Source organism: Lonsdalea quercina subsp. quercina, assembly GCF_000688695.1.
Taxonomy (GTDB): Bacteria; Pseudomonadota; Gammaproteobacteria; order Enterobacterales; family Enterobacteriaceae; genus Lonsdalea; species Lonsdalea quercina_D.
Genome location: NZ_JIBQ01000002.1, coordinates 245219 through 261549, shown reverse-complemented (window position 1 = coordinate 261549; position 16331 = coordinate 245219). Strand labels below are relative to the sequence as shown.

Sequence of the window (16331 nt, the reverse complement as noted above, 5' to 3'; positions counted from 1 at the left end):
GTGTGCGCTTTTTTTCGCCCCAATGCAAAAACCCCCAGCTTTCGCTGAGGGTTTCTACGGGTTTGATGCCTGGCAGTTCCCTACTCTCACATGGGGAGACCCCACACTACCATCGGCGCTACGGCGTTTCACTGCTGAGTTCGGCATGGGGTCAGGTGGGACCACCGCGCTATCGCCGCCAGGCAAATTCTGTTTCATTCCAGCCGTTACACACTCTCTCCGTGCAACCACCAGAACCAATCTTTGAACAAGCTGAATCGTCTCTCTAAAAACACCTTCGGTGTTGTAAGGTTAAGCCTCTCGGGTCATTAGTACTGGTTAGCTCAACGTATCGCTACGCTTACACACCCAGCCTATCTACGTCGTCGTCTTCAACGGCCCTTCAGGGGACTCGAAGTCCCAGGGAAGACTCATCTCGGGGCAAGTTTCCCGCTTAGATGCTTTCAGCGGTTATCTCTTCCGCNCTTAGCTACCGGGCAATGCGATTGGCATCACAACCCGAACACCAGTGGTGCGTTCACTCCGGTCCTCTCGTACTAGGAGCAACCCCCCTCAATCTTCCAACGCCCACGGCAGATAGGGACCGAACTGTCTCACGACGTTCTAAACCCAGCTCGCGTACCACTTTAAACGGCGAACAGCCGTACCCTTGGGACCTACTTCAGCCCCAGGATGTGATGAGCCGACATCGAGGTGCCAAACACCGCCGTCGATATGAACTCTTGGGCGGTATCAGCCTGTTATCCCCGGAGTACCTTTTATCCGTTGAGCGATGGCCCTTCCATTCAGAACCACCGGATCACTAAGACCTGCTTTCGCACCTGCTCGAGCCGTCACTCTCGCAGTCAAGCTAGCTTATGCCTTTGCACTAACCTCCTGATGTCCGACCAGGATTAGCTAACCTTCGTGCTCCTCCGTTACTCTTTGGGAGGAGACCGCCCCAGTCAAACTACCCACCAGACACTGTCCGCAACCCCGATTAGGGGCCCACGTTAGAACATCAAACATTAAAGGGTGGTATTTCAAGGTTGGCTCCATGCAGACTGGCGTCCACACTTCAAAGCCTCCCACCTATCCTACACATCAAGGCTCAAGGTTCAGTGTCAAGCTATAGTAAAGGTTCACGGGGTCTTTCCGTCTTGCCGCGGGTACACTGCATCTTCACAGCGAGTTCAATTTCACTGAGTCTCGGGTGGAGACAGCCTGGCCATCATTACGCCATTCGTGCAGGTCGGAACTTACCCGACAAGGAATTTCGCTNCCTTAGGACCGTTATAGTTACGGCCGCCGTTTACCGGGGCTTCGATCAAGAGCTTCGCCTTGCGGCTGACCCCATCAATTAACCTTCCGGCACCGGGCAGGCGTCACACCGTATACGTCCACTTTCGTGTTTGCACAGTGCTGTGTTTTTATTAAACAGTTGCAGCCAGCTGGTATCTGCGACTGGTATCAGCTCCGGGAGCAAGTCCCTTCACCAACGCCAGCGTGCCTTCTCCCGAAGTTACGGCACCATTTTGCCTAGTTCCTTCACCCGAGTTCTCTCAAGCGCCTTGGTATTCTCTACCTGACCACCTGTGTCGGTTTGGGGTACGATTTCGTGTTACCTGGAGCTTAGAGGCTTTTCCTGGAAGCTTGGCATCGGTCACTTCATCACCGTAGTGACTCGTCATCACGCCTCAGTGTTAATGATGTTCCGGATTTACCAAAAACATCCACCTACACGCTTAAACCGGGACAACCGTCGCCCGGATAACCTAGCCTTCTCCGTCCCCCCTTCGCAGTAACACCAAGTACAGGAATATTAACCTGTTTCCCATCGACTACGCCTTTCGGCCTCGCCTTAGGGGTCGACTCACCCTGCCCCGATTAACGTTGGACAGGAACCCTTGGTCTTCCGGCGTGCGGGTNTTTCACCCGCATTATCGTTACTTATGTCAGCATTCGCACTTCTGATACCTCCAGCAACCCTCACAGGTCACCTTCGCAGGCTTACAGAACGCTCCCCTACCCAACAACACCTGAGTGTCGCTGCCGCAGCTTCGGTGCATGGTTTAGCCCCGTTACATCTTCCGCGCAGGCCGACTCGACCAGTGAGCTATTACGCTTTCTTTAAATGATGGCTGCTTCTAAGCCAACATCCTGGCTGTCTGGGCCTTCCCACATCGTTTCCCACTTAACCATGACTTTGGGACCTTAGCTGGCGGTCTGGGTTGTTTCCCTCTTCACGACGGACGTTAGCACCCGCCGTGTGTCTCCCGTGATAACATTCTTCGGTATTCGCAGTTTGCATCGAGTTGGTAAGCCGGGATGGCCCCCTAGTCGAAACAGTGCTCTACCCCCGAAGATGAGTTCACGAGGCGCTACCTAAATAGCTTTCGGGGAGAACCAGCTATCTCCCGGTTTGATTGGCCTTTCACCCCCAGCCACAAGTCATCCGCTAATTTTTCAACATTAGTCGGTTCGGTCCTCCAGTTAGTGTTACCCAACCTTCAACCTGCCCATGGCTAGATCACCGGGTTTCGGGTCTATACCCTGCAACTTAACGCCCAGTTAAGACTCGGTTTCCCTGCGGCTCCCCTATTCGGTTAACCTTGCTACAGAATATAAGTCGCTGACCCATTATACAAAAGGTACGCAGTCACCCTGATAAATCAAGGCTCCCACTGCTTGTACGTACACGGTTTCAGGTTCTATTTCACTCCCCTCGCCGGGGTTCTTTTCGCCTTTCCCTCACGGTACTGGTTCACTATCGGTCAGTCAGGAGTATTTAGCCTTGGAGGATGGTCCCCCCATATTCAGACAGGATAACACGTGTCCCGCCCTACTCATCGAACTCACAATCCATGCCTCTTCGTGTACGGGACTATCACCCTCTGTCGTGCGACTTTCCAGACGCTTCCACTAAGACACAAACTGATTCAGGTTCTGGGCTCCTCCCCGTTCGCTCGCCGCTACTAGGGGAATCTCGGTTGATTTCTTTTCCTCGGGGTACTGAGATGTTTCAGTTCCCCCGGTTCGCCTCGCAACACTATGTATTCATGTTGCGATAGTGCAACGGATTGCACTGGGTTTCCCCATTCGGGTATCGTCGGGTATAACGGTTCATATCACCTTGCCGACGCTTTTCGCAGATTAGCACGCCCTTCATCGCCTCTGACTGCCTAGGCATCCACCGTGTACGCTTAGTCACTTAACCTCACAACCCGAAGGTGTCTCGTAAGACACGCTTCACGCTGCGATTATTTGAGAGACTCTGATACAACCAAATCACATCTCAATACTGCACGGAGAGATATGTTCAGCTGCATCGTTTCAAATTTCAGCTTGTTCCAGATTGTTAAAGAGCAAAATACTTCACAGCATACTGTCGCCAATACGCTCTGAAGTCTTTGTATGGTGGAGCTATGCGGGATCGAACCGCAGACCTCCTGCGTGCAAAGCAGGCGCTCTCCCAGCTGAGCTATAGCCCCAAACGTCACTTACAGTTACCTTTAGATACCACTCATGGAAGAGTTAATTTTTTCTTAGGCAAGGCATGCGAGGGCGACGTTTACTCTTGTAAACAAGCCTGAGCATAACGCAGCATAAGAGAAAATTTGGTAGGCCTGAGTGGACTTGAACCACCGACCTCACCCTTATCAGGGGTGCGCTCTAACCACCTGAGCTACAAGCCTATAAAGGTATTTCTGCTCGTTCTTCTTTCATCAGACAATCTGTGTGAGCACTTCACTAGCACTTCACTTTGGTAAGGAGGTGATCCAACCGCAGGTTCCCCTACGGTTACCTTGTTACGACTTCACCCCAGTCATGAATCACAAAGTGGTAAGCGCCCTCCCGAAGGTTAAGCTACCTACTTCTTTTGCAACCCACTCCCATGGTGTGACGGGCGGTGTGTACAAGGCCCGGGAACGTATTCACCGTAGCATTCTGATCTACGATTACTAGCGATTCCGACTTCATGGAGTCGAGTTGCAGNCTCCAATCCGGACTACGACGCACTTTATGAGGTCCGCTTACTCTCGCAAGTTCGCTTCTCTTTGTATGCGCCATTGTAGCACGTGTGTAGCCCTACTCGTAAGGGCCATGATGACTTGACGTCATCCCCACCTTCCTCCGGTTTATCACCGGCAGTCTCCTTTGAGTTCCCGACCGAATCGCTGGCAACAAAGGATAAGGGTTGCGCTCGTTGCGGGACTTAACCCAACATTTCACAACACGAGCTGACGACAGCCATGCAGCACCTGTCTCAGAGTTCCCGAAGGCACTAAAGCATCTCTGCTAAATTCTCTGGATGTCAAGAGTAGGTAAGGTTCTTCGCGTTGCATCGAATTAAACCACATGCTCCACCGCTTGTGCGGGCCCCCGTCAATTCATTTGAGTTTTAACCTTGCGGCCGTACTCCCCAGGCGGTCGACTTAACGCGTTAGCTCCGGAAGCCACAGTTCAAGACCGCAACCTCCAAGTCGACATCGTTTACAGCGTGGACTACCAGGGTATCTAATCCTGTTTGCTCCCCACGCTTTCGCACCTGAGCGTCAGTCTTTGTCCAGGGGGCCGCCTTCGCCACCGGTATTCCTCCAGATCTCTACGCATTTCACCGCTACACCTGGAATTCTACCCCCCTCTACAAGACTCTAGCTTGCCAGTTTCAAATGCAGTTCCCAAGTTAAGCTCGGGGATTTCACATCTGACTTAACAAACCGCCTGCGTGCGCTTTACGCCCAGTCATTCCGATTAACGCTTGCACCCTCCGTATTACCGCGGCTGCTGGCACGGAGNTAGCCGGTGCTTCTTCTGCGGGTAACGTCAATCAGCGAACGTATTAAGTTCACTGCCTTCCTCCCCGCTGAAAGTACTTTACAACCCGAAGGCCTTCTTCATACACGCGGCATGGCTGCATCAGGGTTTCCCCCATTGTGCAATATTCCCCACTGCTGCCTCCCGTAGGAGTCTGGACCGTGTCTCAGTTCCAGTGTGGCTGGTCATCCTCTCAGACCAGCTAGAGATCGTCGCCTAGGTGGGCCTTTACCCCGCCTACTAGCTAATCCCATCTGGGTTCATCCGATGGTGTGAGGCCCGAAGGTCCCCCACTTTGGTCTTGCGACGTTATGCGGTATTAGCTACCGTTTCCAGTAGTTATCCCCCTCCATCGGGCAGATCCCCAGACATTACTCACCCGTCCGCCGCTCGCCGGCAAGGAAGCAAGCTTCCTTCCGCTGCCGCTCGACTTGCATGTGTTAGGCCTGCCGCCAGCGTTCAATCTGAGCCATGATCAAACTCTTCAATTAAAAGCTTGATTTGCTAAGTTAATAGCGATGCTCAAAGAATTTACTGTTTATTCGTAATGAATTAACTGTTGTTCACTCTTCAAGACTTTTTCGTATCTAGTTGCGATAGTGTCTTGTGAGTGCCCACACAGATTGTCTGATTAAATTGTTAAAGAGCGTTTCGTTACCGCCGTGGCGACTAACGTAAGGCCGCGTATATTACGCTTACCTCATTCAGAGTCAACGACTTTCTTCGTTTTTCTCCGACTGTCACCGCGTCGCGTTGTCCGCTGTGCCGTGTCAGTGGGAGCGCATTATAGGGAGTTATTTCAGGCTGACAAGCGTTAATATGAAAAATATTATCGAGTGGATTCTTTTTGCCCAAAGCGGATGTAAAACCCGCGATTTACCGCTATATCGTCTATAAATCACGCACCGTCATCAACGACGATGATATTTCCCTACCGATTCCCGGACCGCCAGCTCCGGCGTCAACGTCAAAACATTCGGCGGAGAGTCCGGATCCATCATTCGATACAGCAGTGTATCGATAGCGAGTTCACCCAATTCATCCTTAGGCTGATGAATCGTGGTTAACGGAGGTGAGAGATAGCGCGCCAGTTCTATATCGTCGTAGCCCATCACAGCCATATCATCGGGAATAGACAACCCGGCCTGATGCAACGCACGGTAAACGCCCACCGCCATTGCATCGTTGCAGGCAAAAACGGCTTCCGGCGGTTGATCTAACGTTAGCAACCGCTGCATTGCGCGATAACCGGAGTCAAATTCGAAATCACCTGAGACCTCATAGAAAGGAAAACGAGGCAATCCCGCATCATCCATCGCTTTCCGATAACCCTCTAGACGATTATGCGCCGTGGTTTTATCCAGCGGCCCCGTGATACAGGCAATACGGCGATAACCTTGCGCGATCAGATACTGTGTTGCGATCTCACCGCCCTGTAGCGAATTGTCTTTAATCACCCCGCCACACCCTTCAAATGGCGCCCAGTCCATCATGACCGTCGGCAATGAAGGGTATCGACTCATGATATCCGGAGAGAGTGCGCTGCTCTCTGAGCACATCAACAGCAGACCATCCACCCGTTTTTGCAACAGCGTCTCCAGACTACGGCTCATACGTTCGGAGTCGCCTTCGGTATTACACAGGATCAGGCTGTAGCCTCGCTCATAGCAGCTGCGTTCCACCCCGCGCACAACCTCTGCATAAAAGGGGTTACTGCTCGCCGTCAACAGCATACCGATGGTGCGGGTTTGTTTGATTTTCAGACTGCGGGCCAGCGCGGACGGCGCATAGTTCAACTGCTTAACCGCCTGCAAGACTTTCCCGCGCACGGCTTCGCTGACAAAACGGTCGCCATTGATAACGTGAGACACCGTTGACGTGGATACGCCCGCCACTCTGGCGACATCTTTCATCGTTGCCAAGGATTACTCCTGTTCCTGCAAAAAAGCCTCAACTTCATTACGCCACGGTACTGACGGCTGACCCCCACGTCGCGTTACTGCGATCGCAGCAGCAGCATGAGCGAAACGAACTGCCTCCAGCATCGGCTTTTCCTCCAGTAGCGCCGTCAGCAACGCGCCGTTAAAGGTGTCGCCTGCGGCAATGGTATCGACAGCCTCTACCTGAAAGCCCGGGATCAGCCGTCCGCGCCCCTGTTCGCTCACCCATGCGCCGCGACGTCCCAACGTAACAATGACGCTGCTCACGCCTTTATCATGCAACACTTGAGCGGCGCGGCGGGCATCGTCTTCCGTTTCAACACGGATTCCAGTGAGATGCTGCGCCTCGGTTTCATTCGGTGTGATCATATCCACCTGCGCCAGGAGTTCGTCTGGTAATGGCTGGGCAGGCGCCGGGTTGAGAATGACCCGAGTATGGTGACTCCGGGCCAACCGGGCAGCGGCAATCACAGTGTCCAGCGGTGATTCCAGCTGCATCAACAGCGCGGACGCCTCCGCTATTTTTTGCTGAAACCGCGCCATCACGCCAGTGTTTAAGGCCGCGTTCGCCCCCGAGTGAATGGCAATCATATTTTCAGCATCATCGTTGACCCAAATCAGCGCCACGCCGGTCGTCTGGCCGGGAACCGCTTCCACGGCGGAAATGTCGACGCGGTCTTCCGCCAGCTGCTGGCGAATACGTTGACCGATATCGTCGGCCCCCACGCAGGCGATAAAAGCGATATCCGCCCCACAGCGCCCGGCCGCGACGGCCTGATTGGCCCCTTTCCCGCCGAAGGCCACGTTATAATGCTTACCGATCACCGTTTCACCGGGCGAAGGAAACCGCGTCAGATTGAGAATATGATCCGCATTGATGCTGCCCAGCACCACCAGTCTTCCGGCTTTCATAACACGTTCTCCGAATGAATGCGCCGCGTTAAGCCGCGACGCATCGTCAATACGTCCCTTTGACGTTAGGGTTTGGTCGTTAATTTCAAATCGACGGGGATCACCGCAGGCACCTGTTCACCTTTCAGGACTTTATCCGCCGTCTGAACGCCGATGATACCAATCTGATCAGGTCGCTGAGCCACCGTGGCCGCCAGCTTGCCACCGTTAACCGCTTTTATCCCGTCCTCAGTGCCATCAAATCCTACAACCAGCACATCATCCCTGCCCGCCGTCTGCAAGGCGCGCAGCGCGCCCAGCGCCATTTCATCATTTTGTGCGAACACCGCTTTCACCGTCGGATGCGCCGTCAGCAGATTTTGCATGACGTTCAGTCCCTTAGTCCGATCGAAGTCCGCCGGCTGGCTGGCCAGAATATCGAACTGGTGTCGCTTCGCCGACGTCATGAAACCGCGACCACGTTCGCGGGCAGCCGAGGTTCCCGCCAGCCCTTCCAACTGAATAACCTTCGCACCTTCNCCCAGCTTAGCGGAGATAAAGTCTGCCGCGGCGGCTCCGCCAGCGGCATTATCCGACGCCACGTGGCTGACGACCTTACCGCTGCTGGAGACGCGATCCAGCGTAATGACCGGGATGTTTGCCTGATTAGCCATTTTGATGGCATTTCCCACAGCATCGGAGTCCGTTGGGTTAATCAGCAGCAGCCGGGCCCCGCGAACGGTCAGGTCCTGCACGTTCGAGAGCTCTTTCGCCGGGTTATTCTGCGAATCCAACACAACCAGGTTATAGCCCTGCTTATCCGCCTCTTTCTGGACGCCATCTTTCAGTGAAACAAAGAAGGGATTGTTCAGGGTCGACACCACCAGCGCGATGGTCTCTTTGGCCGCCGCCTGAGTGGCAAGCGTTGCGCTCAGCGCAACGGCGGAAATTAACGTCACAAGCGTTTTAATTTTCATCTTGATGATTCCTATATAGATGACGGTTATTTATTGCTTTTGTTATCTACCAGGACCGCCAGCAGAATCACGGCCGCTTTGACGATCATTTGGTAGTAAGACGATACGCCGAGCAGATTCAGCCCATTGTTCAAAAACCCCAGAATCAATGCGCCGATCAGCGTCCCCATGACACGTCCTTTGCCGCCCGCCAGGCTAGTGCCGCCCAGAACAACGGCGGCAATCGCATCCAGTTCGTAGCCCGATCCCGCCGTGGGCTGAGCGGACGACAGACGCGCGACCTCGATAATGCCCGCCAGCGCAGACAGCAGACCGCACAACGCGTATACCGCGATTTTGACCTTATCCACGCTGATACCGGAGAGGCGCGTGGCCGCCTCATTGCCGCCGAGCGCATAGATGTAGCGTCCGAAGCGGGTGTGATGAAGGACATACCACGCCGCCAGAAACACGCCAGCCATCAGCCAGATAGGCGTAGGCACGCCCAGCGGACGCCCAATGCCGAACCAGCCCAACACGTCCGCCGACGCCGAAAATCCGGCGTTGATCGGGCTGCCGTTGGTGTAAACCATCGTGACGCCGCGCAACAGCAGCATCATGACCAACGTCGCGATAAAAGCCTGGACGCGACCTTTGGCGACAATGAAGCCGGTGCTGGCGCCGATAGCCGCCCCCAAACCCAGCGCGGCAAACACCGCCACCAGGGCATTCATCTCCATACCGACTAAAGACGCCGCCACCGCGCCGGTTAGCGCCAGCAGCGACCCGACGGACAAATCAATGCCCGAGGAGAGGATCACCAGCGTCATCCCCACCGCCATAATGGCGTTGACCGACGTCTGTTGGAGAATGTTGAACATATTGTTCAGGGTGAAAAAGTTGGGGCTTAACGCCGACACCACAGCGATGAGGATCAGCAGCGCGATCAGCGACTTTTGTTCCAGCAGCCACGCTTTGCCGAACCGGCGCTTTGCGATGATAGTGTGAGTGCTCATATCGGCCTTACTCCTGCTCTATGCTGTAGTGTTGTTTTCCGACTGCGGCCGCCATCAGCGCTTCCTGCGTCGCTTCATCGCGGGAGAACTCGCCGCTCAGCCGCCCTTCGTGCATCACGATAATACGGTCGCTCATCCCCAGAACTTCGGGCATTTCCGACGACACCAGAATGATGCTCAGCCCTTCCTGCTTGAACTGGTTAATCAACTGGTAGATCTCCTTCTTGGCGCCGACGTCCACGCCGCGCGTCGGCTCATCGAGGATCAGGACCTTCGGCCGCGTCATCAGTCCGCGCGCTATCGCCACTTTTTGCTGATTGCCGCCGGAGAGCAGTCCGATAGGCTGCTCCATCGACGGGGTTCGGATATGAAACAGGCGGATAAAGTCGCTCACGGCCTGCGCTTCTTCACCGTGTTTCAGCGTTCCGCCGGTATGGCTGAAATAACGCAGCGCCGTCAGAGACATGTTTTCCTTTACCGACATACCGAGCACCAGACCGTCGCGCTTACGATCCTCGGAGATATAGACGATGCCGTTCGCCAAACCGTCCTGTGGAGAGCGGGTCACCACGTCCCGCCCCTCCAGCGTCAGCGTGCCGCCGGTGCGGGGAAGGGCACCGTAGAGGATTTTCATCAACTCCGTGCGTCCCGCGCCCATCAGGCCGGAAACACCGAGAATTTCGCCTTCGCGCAAGGTAAAACTGACCGGCTGAACACCCGGCCCGGAGACCCGATCGACGTTCATCCGGATCGCGCCCGGCGCCTGAGCAAGGCGGGGATATTGATCTTCCAGTTTGCGGCCCACCATCATCTCGATCAGCCGCTCTTCCTGCAGATCGCCCACGGGCAGCTCGCTGATGAATTGCCCGTCGCGCATCACCGTCACGTCATCGCAGACCTCGAAGATCTCCTTGAGGCGATGAGAGATGTAAACCAGCCCGCAGCCCTGCGCTTTCAACTCGCCGATAACGCTGAATAAGGAGGCGGTTTCGGTATCGGTTAACGCATCCGTAGGTTCATCCATCACGATGACTTGCGATTTGTAGCTGAGCACCTTGGCGATTTCTACCATTTGCTGGTCGCCGATAGACAGCTCTCCCACCGGACGACGGCTGTCATAACGCAGATTCAAACGCTGCAACAGGCGATCCGCTTCGGCATACATTCGCTTCCAGTCGATGCGGCCCAGCGGCGTCGTGAATTCACGCCCCAGGAAGATGTTTTCCGCGATGGTGAGCTGCGGGATCAGATTCAGTTCTTGGTGGATGATGCCGATCCCCGCTTCCTGCGACGCTTTAGGCCCGCTGAAGGCCACCTCTTCACCGAGGAAACGTACGCTCCCGGCGTCTTTGCGGTAAATCCCGGTCAACACCTTCATCAGCGTGGATTTGCCCGCGCCGTTTTCTCCCACCAGCGCCATGACTTTACCCGGATAAACGTTCAATCCCGCGCCAGACAGCGCTTTAACGCCCGGAAAGGATTTGGTGATGCCGTGCAGTTGCAGTAAAGGTTGCATAGCGGCCTCAGAAAGTGACGCCCGCGCACAGGATGACGTTCGCATAAGGGGAGCACTCCCCGCTGCGGATCACGGCCCGGCTTTGAGCGCTTTGCTGTTTGAATGCGTCATGGGTGACGTAATGAAGCGAAATCATATTGCCCTGACGTTGTTCAAGCTGCAGTAAATGCTGCAATAGCGCGTCGTGAATACGAGGATTGTTATCGATGATCTCTTTGGCCAGTATGGCCGCTTCCACCTGCATTTCTTCAGTCACGGCCGCCACGACCTGCATAAACTCGGGCACGTTGTGCGTGAGCGCCAGATCGATGCGGAGAGTCTTCTCCGCCACCGGCAGTCCGGCATCCGCGATCGCGATGCTGTCGGTATGCCCCAGACGGGCAATCACCTCAGAAATCGCGGTATTCAGCAACACACCTTTTTTCATCATTCCCCCTCAGCGAAACGTTTCGCGTGCCCGGATAATGAGCAAACAGGGGTGGGAAGACAATCAAGATGTAGCCGAAATGTGATCGCTATCGAAACGTTTCGCTCCCCCAAGAAAAACAGGGGAGAGGCCGTAAAAGAGGCGGGAGAAAGTGAAAAGATGCAAAGGGGGGCGGGGAAACCCGCCCGGATAGGAGATGCGCTCGAGACGCGTTAGTTCTGGATTTTCTTCACCTGTTTGACATCCAGCTCTGCCGAGTTGAAGCCTTTATCCAACTCGCCTTGCAGCTCCACCTTGTCGGTCGGCGTCACGTTCTGGCCGTTCCAGTATTTGTCGTCGATCTCGACCGTTATCGTGCCAGTTTCGTCGCGGAACTGATAATCCTCGCTGCCGACGCGGCGTTCAATATGGCCGCGAACCGTTACCCAACTGTCGTCTTTCAGCTCTTTGGCTTTCGCTACCGTCGTCACGCTACCGTCGGGTCCGGAAAACCCGCCGGCGGCATGTGCCGAGGATGAAGAAGCATTGGGTTCCACAAATCCGCCGGTCTGAGCGGCAAAAGCCGGGGCGGCACACAGTGCGGTGATAGCGAATAACGCTGCTGTTTTTTTCATATAAGAACTCCTTAATAGCTTATAGATTGCCGTAGGGTAAAACTGCGTTTCATTTGCCTTACAGCGCCACTTAAACAAAATCTTCTTAACAGGATCTTAAGGATAGCCAATCATCCGTTATCTTTATCCATACGGTGGTCCGCGCCACATTTCCGAACCTTTGGGCTGTTCTGTCAGTACCGTCCCCCGATAACATCCCTTCAACGCAAGGTGGAAAACAATGAGAATACTGCTGATAGAAGACGACCGTCTGATAGGCGACGGCATCAAAGCCGGATTGACCAAACTGGGATTTAGCGTCGACTGGTTCCTGCAAGGCGAACAGGGTATGCAGGCGCTGCACGCCGCCCCTTACGACGCGGTGGTGCTGGACCTGAGCCTGCCGGAAATCGATGGTCTGGTCATTCTGCGACGCTGGCGGCAGGCCGGGGAGACAATCCCCGTACTGATTCTGACCGCGCGCGACGCGCTGGAAAATCGGGTTCAGGGATTGCAGGACGGCGCAGACGACTACCTGTGCAAACCGTTCGCCCTCACCGAAGTGGCCGCACGGCTACAGGCGCTGATCCGCCGCCGTCACGGCGAGCTGCGGCCAAAGCTCGTCTACGATAATGTGACGTTAGAGCCGGGAACGCGTACCGTCACCGTTGACGATCGGCCGGTCGAGCTGAAGTCGCGCGAACTGGCGCTGTTGGAGCTGTTCATGATGAACGCCGGTCGGATCCTGACGCGCGCTCAGTTGGAGGAAAAGCTGTACGGCTGGGACGATGACGTCTCCAGCAACGCCGTGGAAGTCCACATTCATCATCTGCGCAAAAAGCTGGGCAGCCATGTCATCCGAACCGTCCACGGCGTGGGTTACCGACTGGGAGATGCCCCATGAAGCGTTTGAATCTGCGCCTGCGTCTGCTACTGGGATTCATGTTGCTGACGCTGCTGTGCTGGGGGGCGGCAGCCATCCTGGCCTGGCAACAGACGCGGCATAACATCAACGAGCTGTTCGATACCCAGCAACTCCTGTTCGCCAAACGGCTGGCCACCCTCACGCCTCAGGATCTCCAACCTCAGGCGCTACCGGCCGCCCGGCAAATCACGAAAAAGGCGCGAGGCGAACAGGATGATGATGCGCTGGCCTTCGCCATTTTCCGAACCGATGGACAGCGGGTACTGAGTGATGACGATAACGGCAAACGGTTTCTGTTCTCGGACTATCGACAGGATGGCTTCACCACCGGCCAATTGCACGACGACGATGATCTCTGGCGGCTGGTATGGCTGACCNCGCCCGATAAACGCCATGTGGTGGCCGTCGGGCAGGAGGTGGAATATCGTCACGATATGGCGCTCGATATCGTAAAAACCAATCTCACGCCCTGGCTGGCCGCCCTGCCCGTGATGCTGATCTTGCTGTTCGTGCTGGTCACCTATGAGCTGCGGCCGCTGACGCATATTGCGCGCCAGCTCGGACAGCGCCGCCCCGACGACGACTCGCCCATCAGCGCGCCGAGAGTGCCGCCAGAGGTGCGCCCGCTGGTGGATGCGCTGAACGACCTATTCGCCCGCATCAACGCCATGCTGACGCGGGAGCGTCGTTTTACCTCCGATGCCGCCCATGAACTACGCAGCCCGTTAGCCGCGCTGAAGGTTCAAGCCGAAGTCGTACAGTTGGCTCATGACGATGACGCGATGCGTCGACGCGCGCTCGGTCAGCTGGACGCAGGTATAGACCGGGCGGCCCGGTTGGTCGATCAGTTGCTGACCCTTTCTCGTCTCGACGTCGACGACAATCCCGCCTCTTCGGAAACGGTGCATTGGCAGCCGCTGCTTCAGCAGGCCGTCGCCGATCAGACAGAGGAGGCTCGGCGTCAGGGTGTGACGCTGAACCTCAACACGCCAGAAATCCCCGTGGCAACGCCGGGCAATACGTTGTTGTTAACTCTGCTGGTGCGCAATTTGCTGGATAATGCCATTCGTTATGGCAGTAACGGCACACGCGGCGTCGTGCGCATCATGTTAACGATGGAGGGTCTGGAAGTGGCAGACGAAGGACCGGGCGTCCACGAGGAGATTTTGCAGCGATTGGGCGAACGCTTCTTTCGTCCGCCCGGTCAGGAAGCTTCGGGCAGCGGACTGGGCCTGTCGATAGTAAACCGGATCGCCCACCTCCATGGCATGACGACACGGTTCGCTAATCTGCCGGGCGGCGGATTCTCCGCCCAGCTGACCTGGCCGCTAACCCGAGGTCACTAGATTTCCACCTGTATTCCAAGCTCAATCAGCCGGTTAGGCGGTATTTCGAACTGATCGGCGGCTCTCAGCGCGTTGCGGCTCAGCATCATGAACAGCTTGCCGCGACCGCGCAGATACCACGGCCGTTTGCCCATAATCAGCGATTCGTTAGACATGAAGAAAGTGGTTTCCAGCATCTGACAGGTCAGGCCGTCCTGCCAGCAGCGGTGGAAGACTTCTTCCACGTTAGGCGTTTCCCGCCACCCATAGCTGGCGATAACACGCCAGAAGGACGGGGAAAGCTGTTCGACCGTTACCCGGCGAGCGTTATGCACATACGGCGCATCTTCGGTACGCATCGTCAGCAGAACGACGCGCTCGTGCAACACCTTGTTATGTTTAAGGTTATGCAGCAATGCAAAGGGGATCACATGCGTGGCGCGCGAGAAGTATACCGCCGTACCCGGCACCCGCACCGGCGGGTTTTTCTCCAGCGAGGCGATCATCGCCTCCAGCGAGTTGCCGTGTTCGTTTAGCCGCCTCATCAGACGGAAACGCTCGCTCTTCCAGGTGGTCATGATGATGAACATCACCAGTCCCAGCGCCAGGGGCAGCCAGCCGCCGGAGAAAATTTTCACGGCGTTGGCTAGGAACATCGGCACGTCGATCATCAGCAGGACCGCCAACATCAGATAGACCACATAGCGATACCAGTGCCAGTTTTTGACCGCGACAATACACACCAGAATACTGGTCAGCACCATCGTCCCGGTCACCGCAATCCCATACGCCGCAGCCAGTCGGCTTGAGTGTTCGAAGCTGACGATCACCAGTACAACCGCCACGTACAGTAGCCAGTTAATCACCGGGATATAGATTTGCCCGGACTCCATATCGGAGGTGTGCACAATCTTCATCGGCGGCAAATAGCCAAGACGAACCGCCTGACGGGTGAGGGAGAAGACGCCGGAGATTACCGCCTGCGAAGCGATGATTGTCGCTAAGGCGGCCAGCACCAGCAGTGGGATCAGCGCCCAGTCAGGTGCCAGCAGGAAGAACGGGTTTTTGATGGCTTCGGGATCTTTCAGCAGCAGCGCGCCCTGACCGAAGTAGTTGAGTATCAACGACGGCAGCACCACCAGGAACCAGGCGATGCGGATAGGAAGTTTGCCAAAGTGTCCCATGTCGGCATACAAGGCTTCCACCCCGGTGATAGCCAGCACCACCGCGCCCAGCGCGAAGAACGACACCATCTTATATTTGATGAAGAAATTCACGGCCCACATCGGGTTCAGTGCCTGCAAGACCTGCGGATGGTCGATCACGCTGCGCGCGCCGAGAACACCGAGCGTCAGGAACCATACCAGCATCACCGGCGCGAACAGACTCCCCACGCGCCCGGTGCCGTGTTTTTGGATCATGAATAGCAGCGTCAGAACGGCGATGGAAACGGGGACGATATAAGATTCCAATGAGGGCGCGACGATATCCAACCCCTCTATCGCCGACATCACTGAGATAGCCGGTGTTATGACGACTTCGCCGTAGAAAAAGCTGCCGCCGATCAACCCCATAATAACGACTATCGCCGTGACCCGGTCCGAGGTGTTACGTCCGGCCAGAGACATCAACGTCAGTATGCCCCCTTCCCCGGCGTTGTCCGCACGCATGACGTAACTCAGGTATTTCATTGAAACGACTAAGATTAACAACCAGAAAATCAGTGACAGAAACCCATAGACAGAATCTGCTCCCACACCGAAACCGAACTGCCCGGACAAACATTCCCTAAGCGTATAGAGAGGACTAGTACCGATATCGCCGTATACCACCCCTATAGCTGCCAGCGTAATCGCTGGCAATGGACGTTTATGTTCTGAATTCATAAACCCTATCTTCTATAGTCCATTAACACATAGAACCACCCGAACGTTGAGCGGTCCCA

10 protein-coding genes, 2 tRNA genes and 3 rRNA genes are annotated in these 16331 nt (G+C 55.6%); 2 read left to right on the top strand and 13 right to left on the bottom strand.

Translation table 11 applies throughout. The features are described from left to right. Positions 1-67: 67 nt before the first annotated feature. From rrf to SB13_RS01275, 12 genes are all read right to left on the bottom strand, one after another. Positions 68-183, bottom strand: a 5S ribosomal RNA gene (gene rrf, locus SB13_RS01330). A 104-nt stretch (positions 184-287) separates the two neighbouring features. Beyond that, positions 288-3196: ribosomal RNA gene (locus tag SB13_RS01325) — 23S ribosomal RNA — on the bottom strand. A gap of 198 nt (positions 3197-3394) precedes the next feature. Next, positions 3395-3470: transfer RNA gene (locus SB13_RS01320), tRNA-Ala, on the bottom strand. A gap of 127 nt (positions 3471-3597) precedes the next feature. Continuing rightward, positions 3598-3674, bottom strand: a tRNA-Ile gene (locus SB13_RS01315). A gap of 72 nt (positions 3675-3746) precedes the next feature. Continuing rightward, a 16S ribosomal RNA gene (locus tag SB13_RS01310) occupies positions 3747-5288 on the bottom strand. Together the 16S, 23S and 5S rRNA genes with 2 tRNA genes alongside form the textbook arrangement of a ribosomal RNA operon. A 420-nt stretch (positions 5289-5708) precedes the next feature. Next, a complete protein-coding gene (gene rbsR / locus SB13_RS01305) occupies positions 5709-6719 on the bottom strand; it encodes a ribose operon transcriptional repressor RbsR (protein WP_026738626.1) in 1011 nt (336 codons plus the stop codon). Between the two features lie 3 nt (positions 6720-6722). Beyond that, the gene (gene rbsK, locus SB13_RS01300; RefSeq protein ID WP_026738625.1) at positions 6723-7649 is read right to left on the bottom strand and encodes a ribokinase; all 927 of its coding nucleotides are present in this window, start codon (positions 7647-7649) and stop codon (positions 6723-6725) included. A 65-nt stretch (positions 7650-7714) separates the two neighbouring features. Further along, positions 7715-8605, bottom strand: a complete 891-nt coding sequence (gene rbsB, locus SB13_RS01295; RefSeq protein ID WP_026738624.1) for a ribose ABC transporter substrate-binding protein RbsB — start codon at positions 8603-8605, stop codon at positions 7715-7717. A 26-nt stretch (positions 8606-8631) separates the two neighbouring features. Then, on the bottom strand, positions 8632-9600 hold the full coding sequence (gene rbsC, locus SB13_RS01290; protein WP_026738623.1) for a ribose ABC transporter permease: 969 nt from the start codon (positions 9598-9600) through the stop codon (positions 8632-8634). Between the two features lie 7 nt (positions 9601-9607). Beyond that, a complete protein-coding gene (gene rbsA, locus SB13_RS01285) occupies positions 9608-11116 on the bottom strand; it encodes a ribose ABC transporter ATP-binding protein RbsA (RefSeq protein WP_026738622.1) in 1509 nt (502 codons plus the stop codon). 7 nt (positions 11117-11123) lie between these two features. Continuing rightward, complete coding sequence (gene rbsD, locus SB13_RS01280) at positions 11124-11543, bottom strand: D-ribose pyranase (protein ID WP_026738621.1); 420 nt, start codon at positions 11541-11543, stop codon at positions 11124-11126. Between the two features lie 212 nt (positions 11544-11755). Continuing rightward, positions 11756-12157: a YgiW/YdeI family stress tolerance OB fold protein gene (locus SB13_RS01275; RefSeq protein WP_026738620.1), complete on the bottom strand. Its 402-nt coding sequence runs from the start codon at positions 12155-12157 to the stop codon at positions 11756-11758. A gap of 220 nt (positions 12158-12377) precedes the next feature. Between SB13_RS01275 and qseB the strand changes: the two genes are divergently transcribed. Together qseB and qseC are read left to right on the top strand one after the other, a co-directional pair. After that, positions 12378-13040 (top strand): quorum sensing response regulator transcription factor QseB, encoded by a 663-nt coding sequence (gene qseB, locus SB13_RS01270; RefSeq protein ID WP_026738619.1) that lies wholly within the window; start codon positions 12378-12380, stop codon positions 13038-13040. Further along, positions 13037-14407, top strand: a complete 1371-nt coding sequence (gene qseC, locus SB13_RS01265; RefSeq protein WP_026738618.1) for a quorum sensing histidine kinase QseC — start codon at positions 13037-13039, stop codon at positions 14405-14407. Before qseB ends, qseC begins: the two co-directional genes overlap by 4 nt. On the opposite strand, the gene kup is transcribed toward qseC, so the two are convergent. After that, complete coding sequence (kup, locus tag SB13_RS01260; protein WP_026738617.1) at positions 14404-16272, bottom strand: low affinity potassium transporter Kup; 1869 nt, start codon at positions 16270-16272, stop codon at positions 14404-14406. The genes qseC and kup overlap by 4 nt on opposite strands. Positions 16273-16331 lie beyond the last annotated feature (59 nt).